17 protein-coding genes are annotated in these 13000 nt (G+C 66.5%); 2 read left to right on the top strand and 15 right to left on the bottom strand.

The window, feature by feature from the left end; translation table 11 throughout:
* Window positions 1-131: 131 nt before the first annotated feature.
* The gene (mtgA, locus tag C8K14_RS18120; protein WP_084391118.1) at window positions 132-800 is read right to left on the bottom strand and encodes a monofunctional biosynthetic peptidoglycan transglycosylase; all 669 of its coding nucleotides are present in this window, start codon (window positions 798-800) and stop codon (window positions 132-134) included.
* A gap of 198 nt (window positions 801-998) precedes the next feature.
* On the opposite strand from mtgA, the gene C8K14_RS18115 reads away from it, so the two are divergent.
* Both C8K14_RS18115 and C8K14_RS18110 read left to right on the top strand, forming a co-directional pair.
* A complete protein-coding gene (locus tag C8K14_RS18115; protein WP_107718149.1) occupies window positions 999-1742 on the top strand; it encodes an SDR family oxidoreductase in 744 nt (247 codons plus the stop codon).
* Window positions 1743-1797: 55 nt separating this feature from the next.
* Window positions 1798-2226 (top strand): VOC family protein, encoded by a 429-nt coding sequence (locus C8K14_RS18110; protein WP_062788012.1) that lies wholly within the window; start codon window positions 1798-1800, stop codon window positions 2224-2226.
* Window positions 2227-2239: 13 nt separating this feature from the next.
* Here C8K14_RS18110 and C8K14_RS18105 read toward each other — a convergent pair whose 3' ends face one another.
* The 14 genes from C8K14_RS18105 to C8K14_RS18045 form a co-directional block, all read right to left on the bottom strand.
* On the bottom strand, window positions 2240-2758 hold the full coding sequence (locus C8K14_RS18105; RefSeq protein WP_107718151.1) for a hypothetical protein: 519 nt from the start codon (window positions 2756-2758) through the stop codon (window positions 2240-2242).
* Entirely contained in the window at window positions 2755-3015 is a 261-nt protein-coding gene (locus tag C8K14_RS18100; protein WP_062788009.1) for a hypothetical protein, read from the bottom strand. Before C8K14_RS18100 ends, C8K14_RS18105 begins: the two co-directional genes overlap by 4 nt.
* Window positions 3012-3626: a hypothetical protein gene (locus C8K14_RS18095; protein ID WP_062788008.1), complete on the bottom strand. Its 615-nt coding sequence runs from the start codon at window positions 3624-3626 to the stop codon at window positions 3012-3014. The genes C8K14_RS18100 and C8K14_RS18095 overlap by 4 nt, the downstream gene beginning before the upstream one ends.
* Window positions 3627-3642: 16 nt before the next feature.
* On the bottom strand, window positions 3643-3873 hold the full coding sequence (locus C8K14_RS18090; protein ID WP_062788006.1) for a hypothetical protein: 231 nt from the start codon (window positions 3871-3873) through the stop codon (window positions 3643-3645).
* A gap of 67 nt (window positions 3874-3940) precedes the next feature.
* Window positions 3941-6064, bottom strand: a complete 2124-nt coding sequence (locus tag C8K14_RS18085) for a hypothetical protein (RefSeq protein WP_107718153.1) — start codon at window positions 6062-6064, stop codon at window positions 3941-3943.
* A gap of 99 nt (window positions 6065-6163) precedes the next feature.
* Entirely contained in the window at window positions 6164-6661 is a 498-nt protein-coding gene (locus C8K14_RS18080; RefSeq protein ID WP_107718154.1) for a hypothetical protein, read from the bottom strand.
* Window positions 6661-7164 carry a hypothetical protein gene (locus C8K14_RS18075; protein ID WP_107718156.1) on the bottom strand — a complete coding sequence of 168 codons (504 nt, stop codon included), beginning with the start codon at window positions 7162-7164 and terminating at the stop codon, window positions 6661-6663. Before C8K14_RS18075 ends, C8K14_RS18080 begins: the two co-directional genes overlap by 1 nt.
* Entirely contained in the window at window positions 7161-8969 is a 1809-nt protein-coding gene (locus C8K14_RS18070) for a hypothetical protein (protein ID WP_107718158.1), read from the bottom strand. Before C8K14_RS18070 ends, C8K14_RS18075 begins: the two co-directional genes overlap by 4 nt.
* Complete coding sequence (locus C8K14_RS18065) at window positions 8969-9619, bottom strand: hypothetical protein (RefSeq protein WP_107718160.1); 651 nt, start codon at window positions 9617-9619, stop codon at window positions 8969-8971. Before C8K14_RS18065 ends, C8K14_RS18070 begins: the two co-directional genes overlap by 1 nt.
* Window positions 9616-10266: a hypothetical protein gene (locus C8K14_RS18060; protein WP_107718162.1), complete on the bottom strand. Its 651-nt coding sequence runs from the start codon at window positions 10264-10266 to the stop codon at window positions 9616-9618. Before C8K14_RS18060 ends, C8K14_RS18065 begins: the two co-directional genes overlap by 4 nt.
* Before the next feature lie 72 nt (window positions 10267-10338).
* Entirely contained in the window at window positions 10339-10506 is a 168-nt protein-coding gene (locus C8K14_RS22705; RefSeq protein ID WP_158271957.1) for a hypothetical protein, read from the bottom strand.
* Window positions 10507-10519: 13 nt separating this feature from the next.
* The gene (locus C8K14_RS18055; protein ID WP_133726873.1) at window positions 10520-11425 is read right to left on the bottom strand and encodes a hypothetical protein; all 906 of its coding nucleotides are present in this window, start codon (window positions 11423-11425) and stop codon (window positions 10520-10522) included.
* A gap of 71 nt (window positions 11426-11496) precedes the next feature.
* Entirely contained in the window at window positions 11497-11940 is a 444-nt protein-coding gene (locus C8K14_RS18050; protein WP_107718166.1) for a Bbp16 family capsid cement protein, read from the bottom strand.
* A 33-nt stretch (window positions 11941-11973) separates the two neighbouring features.
* Window positions 11974-12990 (bottom strand): major capsid protein, encoded by a 1017-nt coding sequence (locus C8K14_RS18045; RefSeq protein WP_107718168.1) that lies wholly within the window; start codon window positions 12988-12990, stop codon window positions 11974-11976.
* Window positions 12991-13000: the final 10 nt, after the last annotated feature.

Raw genomic sequence — 13000 nt, 5'->3', positions numbered from 1 at the left:
TGTTCCGGTTGAATGCGTGATCCTGCGGCAAGAAGGGGGCAAGCCCTGCCTGCCAAAGATGTGATATCCGGCGGCTCGGCTTACACGCTGGAGGGGCCGTCTCCCGCCACCGGGAGACGGCCTTTCCGCTATTATTGGTAGACGCAGGTATCGTACTGGCCGCGCACCACCGAAGACCGCGCGGCGATGGCATTGCCATGGCGGCGCACAAAGCCGCTCGCGCCGGTTACTTCACGCACCTTGGGCTGAGGAAAGGCCGCAGCGATTCGTGCGGCCTCGATCCGTGACAGGTGCAGCGCGCCCTTGTTGTAATAGCGCTGGGCGCCGGCCTCCACGCCATAGGTGCCGATGCCGGTTTCCGCGACGTTGAGATAGACCTCCATGATCCGCCGCTTGCCCCAGATCTGCTCGATCAGCACGGTAAACCACGCTTCCAGGCCCTTGCGGAAATAGCCACCGCCCTGCCACAGGAACACGTTTTTGGCGGTCTGCTGGCTGATGGTGGAGCCGCCGCGAATCCGGCCACCCTGCTGGTTGCGTTCGAATGCCTGGAGCATGGCAGCCTGATCGAACCCGTGATGGGTGCAGAACCGCGAATCCTCGCCCGCGATCGCCGCGTCCACCATCGTGCGGTCGATTCGCGTCAGTGGCGTCCAGTCCTTGGATATGCTGTTGCCGTCCATCAGCATCGTGGCGGTGATCGGCACCGGCACCCACTTGTAGATCAGCACCCACAGCACGCTGCCCACCAGGAACACGACGATGGCGCGGCCCAGCCACCAGCCGAGCCGCCAGGCCATGGAGCGTTCCTGGGACGGGCGGGAGGGCATGAGGTGCTTGAACATGCCCGCCTTATGCCGCGCTGCGGAAAGGCAATCAATCCGGCGACGCCACGGGATGCTTCCACCGCGCGCATGGCGGCGCAAACTTTCGGGCAGGGCGTTGCCATCAGTAGGGCCAGCCCCCACTTTGCACGCGACATAAAAAGGATCGCCTTCATGAAAATCAGCGGCAACACCATCCTCGTCACCGGTGGGGGCAGCGGCATCGGGCGCGCACTCGCCCAGGCCTGGCATGCGGCGGGCAACACCGTCATCGTCACCGGCCGCACGCTGGCCACCCTGGAAGAAACCGTGGCCGGGCGCGACGGGCTTCACGCCATGGCGCTCGACGTGACCGACGCCGCTGCGGTCGCCAGCTTTGCCGCCGAAGTGACGGCGCGCTTTCCCGCGCTCAATGTTCTGGTCAACAATGCCGGGATCATGCGGTTCGAGGATCTGCGCGGCACGCGCGATCTGGCCGATGCCGAGGCCACGGTGGTGACCAATCTGCTTGCCCCGATCCGCCTGACCGATGCCCTGGTCAACCACCTGGCGCAGCAGGCCGATGCGGTAATCGTCAACGTCACCTCGGGCCTGGCATTCGTGCCGCTGGCAGCAGCCCCGACCTACAGCGCGACCAAGGCGGCGATGCATTCCTATACCCAGTCGCTGCGCGCGCAACTGACCGGCCAGGTGGACGTCATCGAACTGGCCCCGCCCGCCGTGCAGACCGGACTGACGCCAGGCCAGGAAAGCCGCGAAGGCTATCTGCCGCTCGATACCTATATCGCCCAGGTGATGGACCTGTTCTCACAGCTGCCCACGCCGGTTGAAATCTGCGTGCCCAACACGCTGGCGTTTCGCCATGCCGAGCGCGACGGCAGGTTCGACGCGCTGTTCGCCCAGCTCAACGGGCACTGAGCGGCCGCCTTGCGCGGCGCACGAATTTCATCGCTTTGAACGGAGCTACCAGACGATGACCAAGTTTTTGCACACCATGATCCGGGTGACCGATCCTGATGCGACGATTGCGTTCTTCAACCTGCTCGGCGTGCAGGAAACCCGCCGCTTTTCCAGCGAGCAGGGGCGTTTCACCCTGATCTATCTGGCTGCGCCCGGCCAGGATTATGAAGTGGAACTGACCTACAACTGGCCGGCCGAGGATGGCAGCGCCGAAGCCTATGCCGGCGGGCGCAACTTTGGCCATCTGGCGTTCCAGGTCGAAGATATCTACGCCACGTGTCAGACGCTCGCCGATGCCGGGATCACGATCAACCGGCCGCCGCGCGATGGGCACATGGCCTTTGTGAAGACGCCCGATGGCATCTCGGTGGAACTGCTGCAGAACGGGCGGCTGGATCCGGCCGAGCCCTGGGCTAGCATGCCCAACACCGGCACCTGGTAACCGCGCAAAGCCTTTATCGTGCGCCCGCCGGCACCGGCACGGCGGGCGCGCTCGCGTCCAGCGCCCAATCACGCAGAGACAGGGCATAGGCGGTTACTTCGCTGCAGGCCTGCACGTCGTCCTGGGATACCAAGATACCAGCGGCGGGCAGGCTTTCGCGAATTCCGGCAGGATGGGGCGCGGCGGCGGCAAAGGCTGTGCCGCCTGCACCGGTAGCGGGCGCGGGCTGCACGCGGTGAGTGGCAGCAAAACGCACAGCGGCAGCGCGTGCCGTTTCCAGTTCCTGATCATGGCGTGTCTCCTCGACATGGGCGAGTTGCCGATAGCGTTCCTGTTCGCTGGCCAGAGCGGCTTGTGCCTGTATCTGCGCTGCTCGCTGCGCCGCGCGATAGGTGGCTGCCTGGTGGGCGAGGTCTTGCGCGCGCAGGCGGGCCAGCGTGGCGAAATGGTGGCAGGCCAGCGCGAGCAGCACCATGCCGATCCACGGCGCCAGGCGGCGCAGCAGGGGCAGCAGCCAGACCAGCGCGATCACCGTACCACCGCCACGCTGTCGGGCACGATTGCGCCCAGGCGCGCCAGGGCGCGGCTGCGGCGCAGGCTGCGCCGCTGGCCATCGGCGATCGGCAGGACGATGGCGGCCAAGGCCGTCACCAGCGTGGCGCTGTCATTGGCCAGCCAGCCACGGCCCACGGCAAAGGCCACCAGCGGCGGCAGCACTTGGCGCACCAGCACCGCAAGTTGATAGGGCCGGGGCGAGGCAGGAATTTCCAGCGGAGCGTTCGCGATCACAGCAGCAATCCCTTGGCACGGGCAACCAACCGGCGACGGCTGTCAATGCCGTTGCTGCCGCCGTTGATGCGATGGGTGATGGCATCGTCCTGGCCGGCATCGGCCAGGTCGGAGAGTTTGCGCGCCGCCCAGAATGCGCAGGCCGTGCGCACGGCTATGTCGGGTTGGGCGGCCAGATCGGGCTGCGCTTCCAGCGGCAGATCAAGCGCCGTGCCCATCGCCCGATAGACCGCCCGCCCGGTGATCTGGAACAGCCCGCGCCCACGATAGGCAAAGCCATCGCCGGGTGTGGTGTTGCCAAGGTCAAGCCGCCCCTGGTAGCCGGCCTGGGCCAAGGTCGGCCCCCAGATTTCTACCAGGGCGCGAAAGCCGCCGCTTTCATGGGCGGCCTGGCCCAGGAAGTTGGCAAGGCGGGCAACGCTTGCCATCAGCCCCGCTGCCGGCAGATGGATCGCCGCGGCGCTTCCCAGGGGGCGCAGCGCGGCCATCGGCCTTCCCGCAACGGCGGCCAGCAGGGCTGCCATCGTGCGACCGCCCGCCACGCCATCGGCAGCGCCGATATCGTAGCCAGCCGCGATCAGCCGCGTTTGCAGCTTTGTCACGTCGATCATGGTGTGGTCTTTCGCTTCAGTGCGCCAGCGCGCTCACGCCCCAGGCGATGATGGCGGAGAGCGTGCTGGCCAGGGCGGTCAGCGCGGCATAGGCGCCGCGCCGCGCGCTTTCGCGCGCCTCAATCTTGGCCAGTCGCGCATCGATGCGTTCCAGCGCGGCGGCCATGCGATCGAGGCTGTCTTCCATCGCGTCGAGCCTTCCTTCCATGCGCCCCATGTCGCGGTGCAGATCTTCCTGGCTGGTCATCGGCGGGCCCCCGTGATGATGATTGCGATGGTGGCCTGGTGGGCGGCCGGCGCGCGGCTTGGCTGCATCACAGGTATGCCACTTCTGCTTCCCAATAGAGCGTGGCGGCCACGCCAGGCGGCGTGAAGTTGGCATTGAAACTGGTACTGCCCAGTGCCGTGGTGCCAACCGACGGCTTCCACGTGTTGTCGGCAATGGTCCAATAGACCACCTTGGTCGGCGTGGCGGCCAGGCCATGGTTGATCACCGCATAGGTATCTGTTGCGGCCACCGCCACGCTGCCCATTGCGCGCAGGCGGCCGGCAGAACTGGCGGCCATGTCGCCGATGTTCTTGTCGGTGAAGCGGTTGCGGGTAATGCCGTTGGCGAAGGGCGCGCTCAGGGCTTCCAGCACGTTGTTGTGCGAAAAGCGGCCCATCGCGCCGTCCGTCGCGCTGACACCCTGCAGCAGGTAGCAGCCGGCGAAGTCTGCGGCATTCTTCGAATAGTCCTTGCCATAGACCGCCACACCAAAGCGCAGGAAGCTGCACCCGTAAAAGCTCAGGCGCGAGGTGTCATAGCCGTCGGGGGCGCCGATGAAGCGGTTGCCATCGAACCCGTACCAGACATCTTCGAAGAAGCAGGAATAGACACTCAGACGGTGGATCGCGCGGCTGTCACCGCTGGCCGCGTTCTTGACGGCAATGGCACTAACGCGGCGCGTGGCATCGTTGGGGATGCCCAGGAAATGGCAGCCCCGCATGGAAAATTCAAAGATGCCATAGGTGTTGCCCAGCTCCTTTTCCACCTGCACGCACGACAGCGGAGCGGGGTTGGGAGGATTGACCAGCTTGCCGATGTAGAACAGGCAATCGCTGAAGTGATAGTGATCTTCGTTCTGGATGTTGGAGGGTTGCAGCCGGATCCACACCGCGCGAGAGTTCACGTTGATCTTGACCCGGCGCAGATAGACCCACTGCGTCCAGCGGCATTCCAATCCGGTCACGTCATTGACCGAGGAATACATGCTGATTTCCACGTTATCGAGCGTGGTTTCATCGCAAAAATCGAGCGTCACGATCGAGCCGTAATGCCCGTCGGCGGGCAGGAACGCGATATTGACCAGCTTGACGCCGATCGCCTTGATCCCCGCCTTGACCACCCGGCCGTTCACCATGGTGCTGTCATCAGCAAAGCCGATCAGCAGGCGCGCGCTGTTCTTGGCCTGGAAGCGGCATCCGGAACCGCGGATCATCGCGGAATTGGCGGTAATGCGCTTGTCGCTGGTATAGGTGAACACACCCGCCGGCACTTCCAGCGTGCGCCCGCCCACGGCGTTGAGCCAGGCAAAGGCGGCGACCATGGCCGCTTCGGCCTGGGCGTCGCTGACGCTGCCATCGCCCGGATTGCCAAACCAGGTGAGGTTGGCAACGCCCGGGCGCACCGCCGCGCGTACCCAGGCCCCGTTGGCGCCGCTCGATCCGGTCGATGCCGGCACATAGAAGGCTTGCGCCGGATCGGCCGCCACCGCCGCAGAAAGATCGGCCGGCGACCAGTAGAAATAGCCCTGGCGCCCCGGTTCGAGCAGATAGACCATGACCGAGCGATTGGCCCGCGCGGCCAGCGCGGCGCGGGTGGTGCACGGCACGATCGTTTCATGCAGCATGCCGCCGCCGGGCATGCCCACCAGCGTCGCGCCCTTGTTGGCATCGGTGCTGGCCATGTCGGCGCGCAACAGCGCATCGCCGCTCACTGCATCGGCCAGAACGGCCGTGCCGTCGATCGGCGAAAAGGCAAAGTACTTGCCCTTGCGCTTGGCCGCGGCGGGCAGTGTCCCGGCGTTTTCGCCCAAGGGGATGCGCATGCACCGCTTGAGATCGCGCGACAGCGCCTGGTCGCGCAGCGCGGCGCGATCATTGGCCAGGTTGACCGGCGCGGCCAGCCAGGCCGATCCGTTTTCAAACGCGGTGGTCTGGGTGAAATCGGGATCGAGCCACACCACCAGCTTGCCGGGGCCTGGCGCCACGGCGAAGGTTACCGTGCCGCCACCACCTTCGTACAGCTCCACGCTATAGCCATCGGTGATCGGCTGGTCGTCAAGCAGCACGGCGACATCGCCGGTATCCTGCGCGGTGAACGTGAAGGGAAACGAACGCGTCACGCCATTGGCGCTGAACGGCCCGTCAAAGGCGTTGGTGGTGGAAACGGCCATGGCAAACGATGTCCTTGCAAGGCGCGCGTCACCGGCCGCCGGGCAAGGGCGGGGCCGCAGGCGCGCAGACGGTCAGGATGGGTGGAAAAGAGCGGGCGTTCAGCCGATGCGGGCGCGCACCGCGCCATACTGGCGCACGCCGGACAGCACGGATTGGCCCATGTCGACCAGCCCGCTCATCAACGCTGTCTGGCCTTGGGCAGAAGCGGCGCTGGCCCGCCCCATGGCAAAGGCTGCGCCGGCATCGGTCTGGCGCACGGCGCCGGCGCCCTGCATCGCGATATCTGCCACGCGTGCGCTGCCGGTCAGGCGGGTGCTGTCCACCGCCTCGGCGGCGGTGCCGAATTCAACGCCCACGCCACCGGCGGCAGCGGCCACGCGCTGGCGGCCTTCATCGCCGGCCATCTGGCGATACTGGTCCTGGATCGCGCGGGCGGTTTGCGCCTGGGCATCGCGGCCCGCGCTGCGCTGCAGGTCAGCCTGGCGCAGCGCGACATCGCGCTGGTACTGCGCCTGGTGGATGGCGCTGATCGTGCTGATGCCTTGGCCGGCCACGGCCAGGCCAGCGGCAAAGATGGGAAGGGCAGGGCCGCACATCAGGCATTCTCCTGTTGCAGAAAGGAAAGGGCCGGGCGCTGGCGGGCGAAGCGACGAAACGCCATGTCGCCCACGCGCACGGTGTCGTGGTCCAGGGCGAAACTCCACCGCGTGAGCAGGCGGATCGCCCGGACGTTGTCGGCAGACACTAGGTTGGCCAGCACCGCGCTTGAATCGTGCATTTCGGCCAGGATCACCGGGCCCAGGCGCACCAGCGCGCGGCCGTGGCGCCACACTTCGTCAGTGCCCAGGAACCATGGCACGCCGCGCCCGGCCACGGCGCATTCCACCACCACGCCGAACATGGCGTGCGGCTGTCCGCGCACCAGCGCGGTCCAGCAGCGGTGCGATGCGATCAGGCCATGGCGCAGCGCCGCCTTGGGCTCGCGCCCCATGGCGCGGCATTCGGCCTGGTCGATCGCGCGCATGTGCCGCGCCAGAAAGCCGATATGGCGCCGCTGGGCCGGTACGATGCTGACATCATCGCTGCCTGGCCGGGTCATCCGCCCATCACCGGGTCGATTGCCACGCCCAGCAGGGTGAACGGCAGCGGCGCGTTCTGGCGGATCCAGATCGCGCAATCGTCGCGCGCGCGATTGTCGAGATTGACGAGATATTCCCCGTTCATCAGCGCATCGGGGGCGCTCCATGCCTCGTCACGGCGCGATTTCACCGGGAACAGGTGATCGGCATCGATGCCGGCCGTGATCTGGCGGGTATCGGCCAGGGTCAGAACGGCCTGACCCGCCTGGCAGATGCGGCCAACGCTGCTGCCGGCGCTGGTCGACAGGCGCATCGGCAGGGTTTCCACATCCACCTGATAGGGGATGCCAAAGATCACCTGCGTGGCCCCGCCCATGCCAACGGGCAGGTCGATTGTGCCATTGGCGACGGTCAGCCCGGAAACGGCCACGCCATCAACCAGGCCGGCAATGTCGCTGCGCCCTTCCAGATGCCACAGCCCGGTAAAGCGGGTGCGTGGTGCATCAAATTGCCCCCGCACCGCGCAATCGAGATAGCAGGCATCGTTCACGTCGGACCAGGTCTGGCTCGCCATGCGTTCGACAAAGCGGCGGGCCCCGCCACCAATCACGCGTTCCACCACCAGATAGACGCGGTCTTCCCCGTCCTCGGCAATGGCGCAGACCGACAGCACCTTGCCGTCGGTTTCGCACAGGGTCCAACCCCACACGTTCTGCTCCTGCTCCCAGGTGAAGCAGGCCAGCTTGCCATCCTCGCGCACGGCCCAGATCACGCTGCGCGGTTCCTGGGCATAGCACCAAGAAACGATGCCGAGCCCCTCGAAGAAATGCGGCGAGAAGATCGAGACATCGTTGGATTTCAGGCCGTCGATGGTGAAATCATAGCCGATCGTGCGCACCGTGCGGCCAACGCTGGGTTGGTAGAACACCACGTTGTCGATCACCAAAGGCGAGAGCCGCGACGATCCGCGCCCGATCTGGCGCCGTGTGGCCGGTGGCCGCGTGGCATCCAGCACGCCACCCGATCCATCGCCATCGATGTGGAACACGCTGTCCGATGTCAGCGCCAGCAGGCTGGTGGTGGTGACCAGCTGGTTCACCGAATTGACCCGGCCGGCCACGATGGTGAACGCCATGGAATCGTCTGCCCGCAAGGGCCGCGATCGGTCCATGTTCTCCAGCTGCCCGCTGCGCGTGGCCCAGATGCCGTGCGGCACGTTGCGCGTGCGCGCCCAGATCGCCCGCTGTTCGAACAGGGTGACGGTGGAGGGATAATCATCGGCCCCGGCAAAGGGATTGGCCGCCTGGGGCGGCGCACGATCGAGCGCGGGGGCGATGTTGTCGTCGCGAAACGTGGTGCTTTGCGTCGTGCCGATATAGCCGAAGAACTGTGAGTTGTCGGCCTTGTAGACGTTGTAGCGCGTTGCCCCGGCCACGGCAGGCCAGCTGATTGTGTTGAAATTGCGCTTGAGCGAGAGATCGTTGGTGGCGGTGGACTGGCCGCTGGCGCGGCTTTCCATGCCGGTGTCATCGTTCACCGCTGTCACGCAATAGCTGGCGCCTTGCGGAAAATACGCCGCGTTGCCATTGCTGCTGTCGGTGTTGGCAACCGTTGCCGCGGCGCCGCAACTGGTCGGCGCGGCCATGGTGGGGGCAAAGGTCACGTTGCGAAACGACCAGTCGGTATGCCCGGCGCGCACCAGCTTGGCCGGCGCATGATCGATGTGGGCCAGATACATCGTATCGGCGGTCTGCTCGAAATCGAGCTCGGCCAGTTCCACCCCGTTATAGGGAGAACCAACCTTGTAGATGCGTGCGCCGCCCATCAGTACCAGGCCTTTCCGCCGAATTGGCCCGACCCGCCGAAATAGATCGCCGGGCGGGTGGGTGCAGGGTTCACCGGCGGCACTATCGGCGCGGCTGGCGCCACGGGCGGTGCGCTGCGGGTCGTGCCGCCGCTGCAGCCGGCAAAGGGCGCGACGGCGCGGGTATCGGCATCGATGCGGAAATGGCTGGGATCGGTTACCGCCACCACCGTCCAGGCCCGCCCGTTGAGCAGAGCGCCCATGTCACCCGCGCAGCCGCTGATGTAGAAGCGGTCGCCCACGGCAAAGCCGTGATAGGCCACCTCCACCAGCGCCTGGCTGGCGTTGCTGATCGCGGTGATCGCCAGTTCCTCTTCCAGGATGCGGCCGCCGCCAGCGCAGGGGCTCATATACCCCTGGCCCATTTCCAGCGCATAGGTCTGGCTCAATGAGAACTGGAACGGCACGAGCCGTACCGGCTGCGTGGGGTCGAGCACTTCGGCCACCAGTTCGGTGCCCGGCCGCTTGGCGATGCCACCGTACTTGAGCACGATGACATTGCGTGCCTTGCGCAGGGCCGTGCCCCAGGCGTCCACGTCAAACCGGCCATAGAGCTGCGGGCCCAGCTCGCCACGGCAGAAATTGGCCTGCGCGGTGCGGGCGCCGATCATGCCGGATCTCCCAGGAACGACAGGCCAGCCCGCGCCATTTCCGCCTCGCTGACATAGCGTGCGGGCCGGTCGCCGCGCTTGTTGGCCTCTTCGGCGATCGCCCGCATCCGCGCCAGTTCGGCCGCGCGGGCCAGGGCCTGGGCGGCGCTGGCATCCTTTTTCACCGGCAGGGCCAAGCGCGCCGCCAGTTCCAGCTCGAACGCGCGCGCCACCAGCGGCGGCAGTTCGGGCGCGGTCACGTTGCTGCGCACATAGACCAGCGTGGCATTGGCCACGTTGGTATAGATGCGCCCCGCTTCATACAGGAACGCCAGCGGCGCTGCGTCCTGCAGCGGAAAGGGGAACGCGCCGCCAGCAGGCAGCGTGGCGGCATCGTCCTCTACCGCGCGCAGGGCGAGCGGCTGCGACAGGTTGGTGGGGGCAGCATAGGCATGCAGCCATTCCGCCGGCCGATCGTTGGCGATCTCGGCCAGCGCGATCCGTGCGCGCGCCCAGGGCCAAGGGGCCCATTCGGCCAGTTCGGCCAGCAGCGGCTTGGCAAAGCGGTTGGCTTCGCGCGCCTCGATGCTGCCTTCGGCAAAATCGGCGATCTGCCCGGCGGCAATCTGCGCCAGGGCACGGTTACAGATGTCGATCAGTTGGGCCATGGGCTTGTCCTTGCGACCATCACGATGTTGGGGGGCGCGCAGCGCGCGGAGGTTGCCGGCGCAGGGCAGGCATCACCCGGCCGGGTTGTGCCAATCGGGCGTGCCGACATAGCTGAAGGCGTCGGTGCCGAAATGATCCCGCGCCAGGGCGCGGGTAAAGCCTTCCTCGCCGGGCTTGAGGTCCAGCCCGTCGTCGAACAGATCGCCGATGGTGTCGTCGTCGCGGCGCCAGATTGCCATGGATCGCTCTCCTTCAGGCGTAGTGGATGTTGAGGCACAGGATGTCGCCGGCGGCGAGCGCGGTGGTGTCGCTGTCGGGTGCCGCGCCGGTCAGGGCAAAGGCCAGGCCCGCGCTGAAATAGAGCGCGGTCTGGAAATCGATGTCGAACGGGGCCGAGGGCGCGAGGTAATAGGTCGCCACCGGCGTATCGGTGCCGACGGTCGGCGCCGAAGCCTTGTTGTAGAGCTTGAGATAGCGCGCCGAGGCGCTGGCATTGTGGCCGCGCACGCGGAACAGATCGGCGCCGCTGGTCTTGACGCTGGTGGCGTTGGTGGTCGCGGCGGCCGACAGCAGCCGGTTGGTGCTGGCCGGCTTCTTGGCCAGGTCCCAGGTCGCGCCGTTGTGCTGCATGCCAAAGCTGGCCACGGCGAGCGCATACGACGGATTGGTCGTGCTGTTAGCCGGGGCGATGGCGGTAAACGCGCTGCCAGCAGAACTGAACAGCGTCACCGCCAGGGCGCCCTTGTTGGTCAACTGCATGTTGCCGCGCTGGCCATCGGCAAGCGTGGGCAGCGTGGCGCTGTACACCCCGCCCACCTTGACCGGATTGCCGGCATCGGCCGCGCCGGCCGCCACATTGCCCAGGCTGGCGACGTTGCCCGATACGCCGCCGGAATGGCCCACGGTCACGGCCAGGTTGGTGCCGCCGGGAGAGCGGACCCACACGTTGGCGGCATTCCCCACGATCGTGCCGCGCGGATTGATCGTCACGCCGGCCAGGTCGCTGGCCGGGGCGGTCGCCCCGCCGAAACACACCTTCACCGGCTGCTGGCCGGTGTTCTGCAACAGCACGTCGGCGTTGGCGGCGGCGGTAAGCGTGGCGGCAATGTCTTGCCAGGCGCCGTTGGCGGCAAAGCTGCTCTGGGTGGCGGCTGCCATGTGCATCTCCTTGGTAACGGGTTCTGACGGGCAAGGCCGGGTGCGTGTTGGCGCGCACCCGGCTGCTGGCCTTACTGGCCGCCCACGCCCAGGTTGGTCTGGCGGCTGGCCACTACCGCAGCGGTGATCTTGCCGGCCGTGGCGTTGCTGCCGCCCACGGTGTAATAGAGGCGCAGGTAGCGGGCGTTGACGCCCTCCTCGATGCTGCCGGGCACCTTGAACTGATAGCCGGCAACCAGGCTGGCCAGCGGCACCACCGCGCCACACGAAACTGTGGTCCAGGTGGCGTTGTCGGGCGAAACTTGCACGCCCACCTGCAGGTTGGTGAGCCCGGCAAAGGCCTGGGTGACCGTCACCGCCAGGTCCAGTTCCTGGCCACGGCCCAGGTCGCGGATCAGCGGGGCATTGGCGCCAAACGGCGTGCCGGTGGTGCCAAGGTCGATGACATTGGCCGACGCGGCCGAGGCGGTCACCGCCTGGGCATCGCTCAGCAACAGCGAATTGTCGAAAATCATGCGAAATTCTCCCAATTGGAGGGGCGATGCGGCTTAGGCGACCAGCGCTTCGTTGGTGACGAGCGCGTCGGTTTCGCGGATCGGGATGCCGCGCCAGGTCATCACTTCCTCGCCCTGGATTTCCATCGGCGTCAGACGCACGAAGTTGTCCACGCCGCTGCGGCCATTGCTGGTTTCGGCGTCCAGCGCTTCGAGCAGCATGCGGTTCATGTAGATCACGGTGCGGCCCGGGCTGACCTGGCCCTCGCGCTCCATGTGATAGGCGCGGCGGCCCTGCAGCTTGTAATAAAGCTTGCGCAGCAGCGGGTTGAGCGCCACCGTCCCTGCCACCACGTCCGACACGTCGATGTTGGCGATGCGCCCGTTGAAGCGCCAGTCCTTCACGCACAGCCCCATGTGCTGGGTGAACTTCTCTTCCTTGACGTAATAGGGATTGCCGTTGCCATCGAGCACGCGCTGGCGGCCCATGTCCTCGCGCTGCACGCCGGCGGGCACCGAATCCGGCACGATCACGCTGGTCTGCATGTCACCGTGGGTGACGAACCAGATCGAGGCGTTGTCGGCCTGCACGCCGCCCGCGTTCACGACATTGGGGTTGGACAGCGAGTTGTAGCGCGGCGCCAGGCCGTGGAACTGCTTGCCGTTGACCTTGACGTCGGAATACCAGATCGCGCTGTCCACGGTCTGGGCGATCGATTCCAGGAAACCCTGGCCTTCCACCAGCCGCAGCTTGGCCGCTTCGGCGGGCTTGAGGTTGAGCAGCCGCTCGTCCACCGAAGACAGCCCCTCGACAAAGCCGGTGGTGTCCTTGACTTCGGTATAGTTGCCCTTGGACTGGGCGATGCCCTGATAGAGCGCGCCCCACGAAACGCTGGGCAGGCCGGTGCGGATCGTCGAACGATGCTCGGTGCCGCTGTTGCAGGCCACCACGTTGGCATCCTTCATGAAGGGCGTCAGCTGGGTCAGCGCCTCCACCACATCGCCCAGGCCGTCGCCGCCGGCCTTGAGCACGTCGATCAGGTTCCAGTAACTCGAGCCGAGAATGGCCATGAAGCTATCT

It is taken from the genome of Novosphingobium sp. GV079 (assembly GCF_003058045.1).
Lineage (GTDB): Bacteria > Pseudomonadota > Alphaproteobacteria > Sphingomonadales > Sphingomonadaceae > Novosphingobium > Novosphingobium capsulatum.
This window is presented reverse-complemented; position numbering and strand designations above follow the sequence as displayed.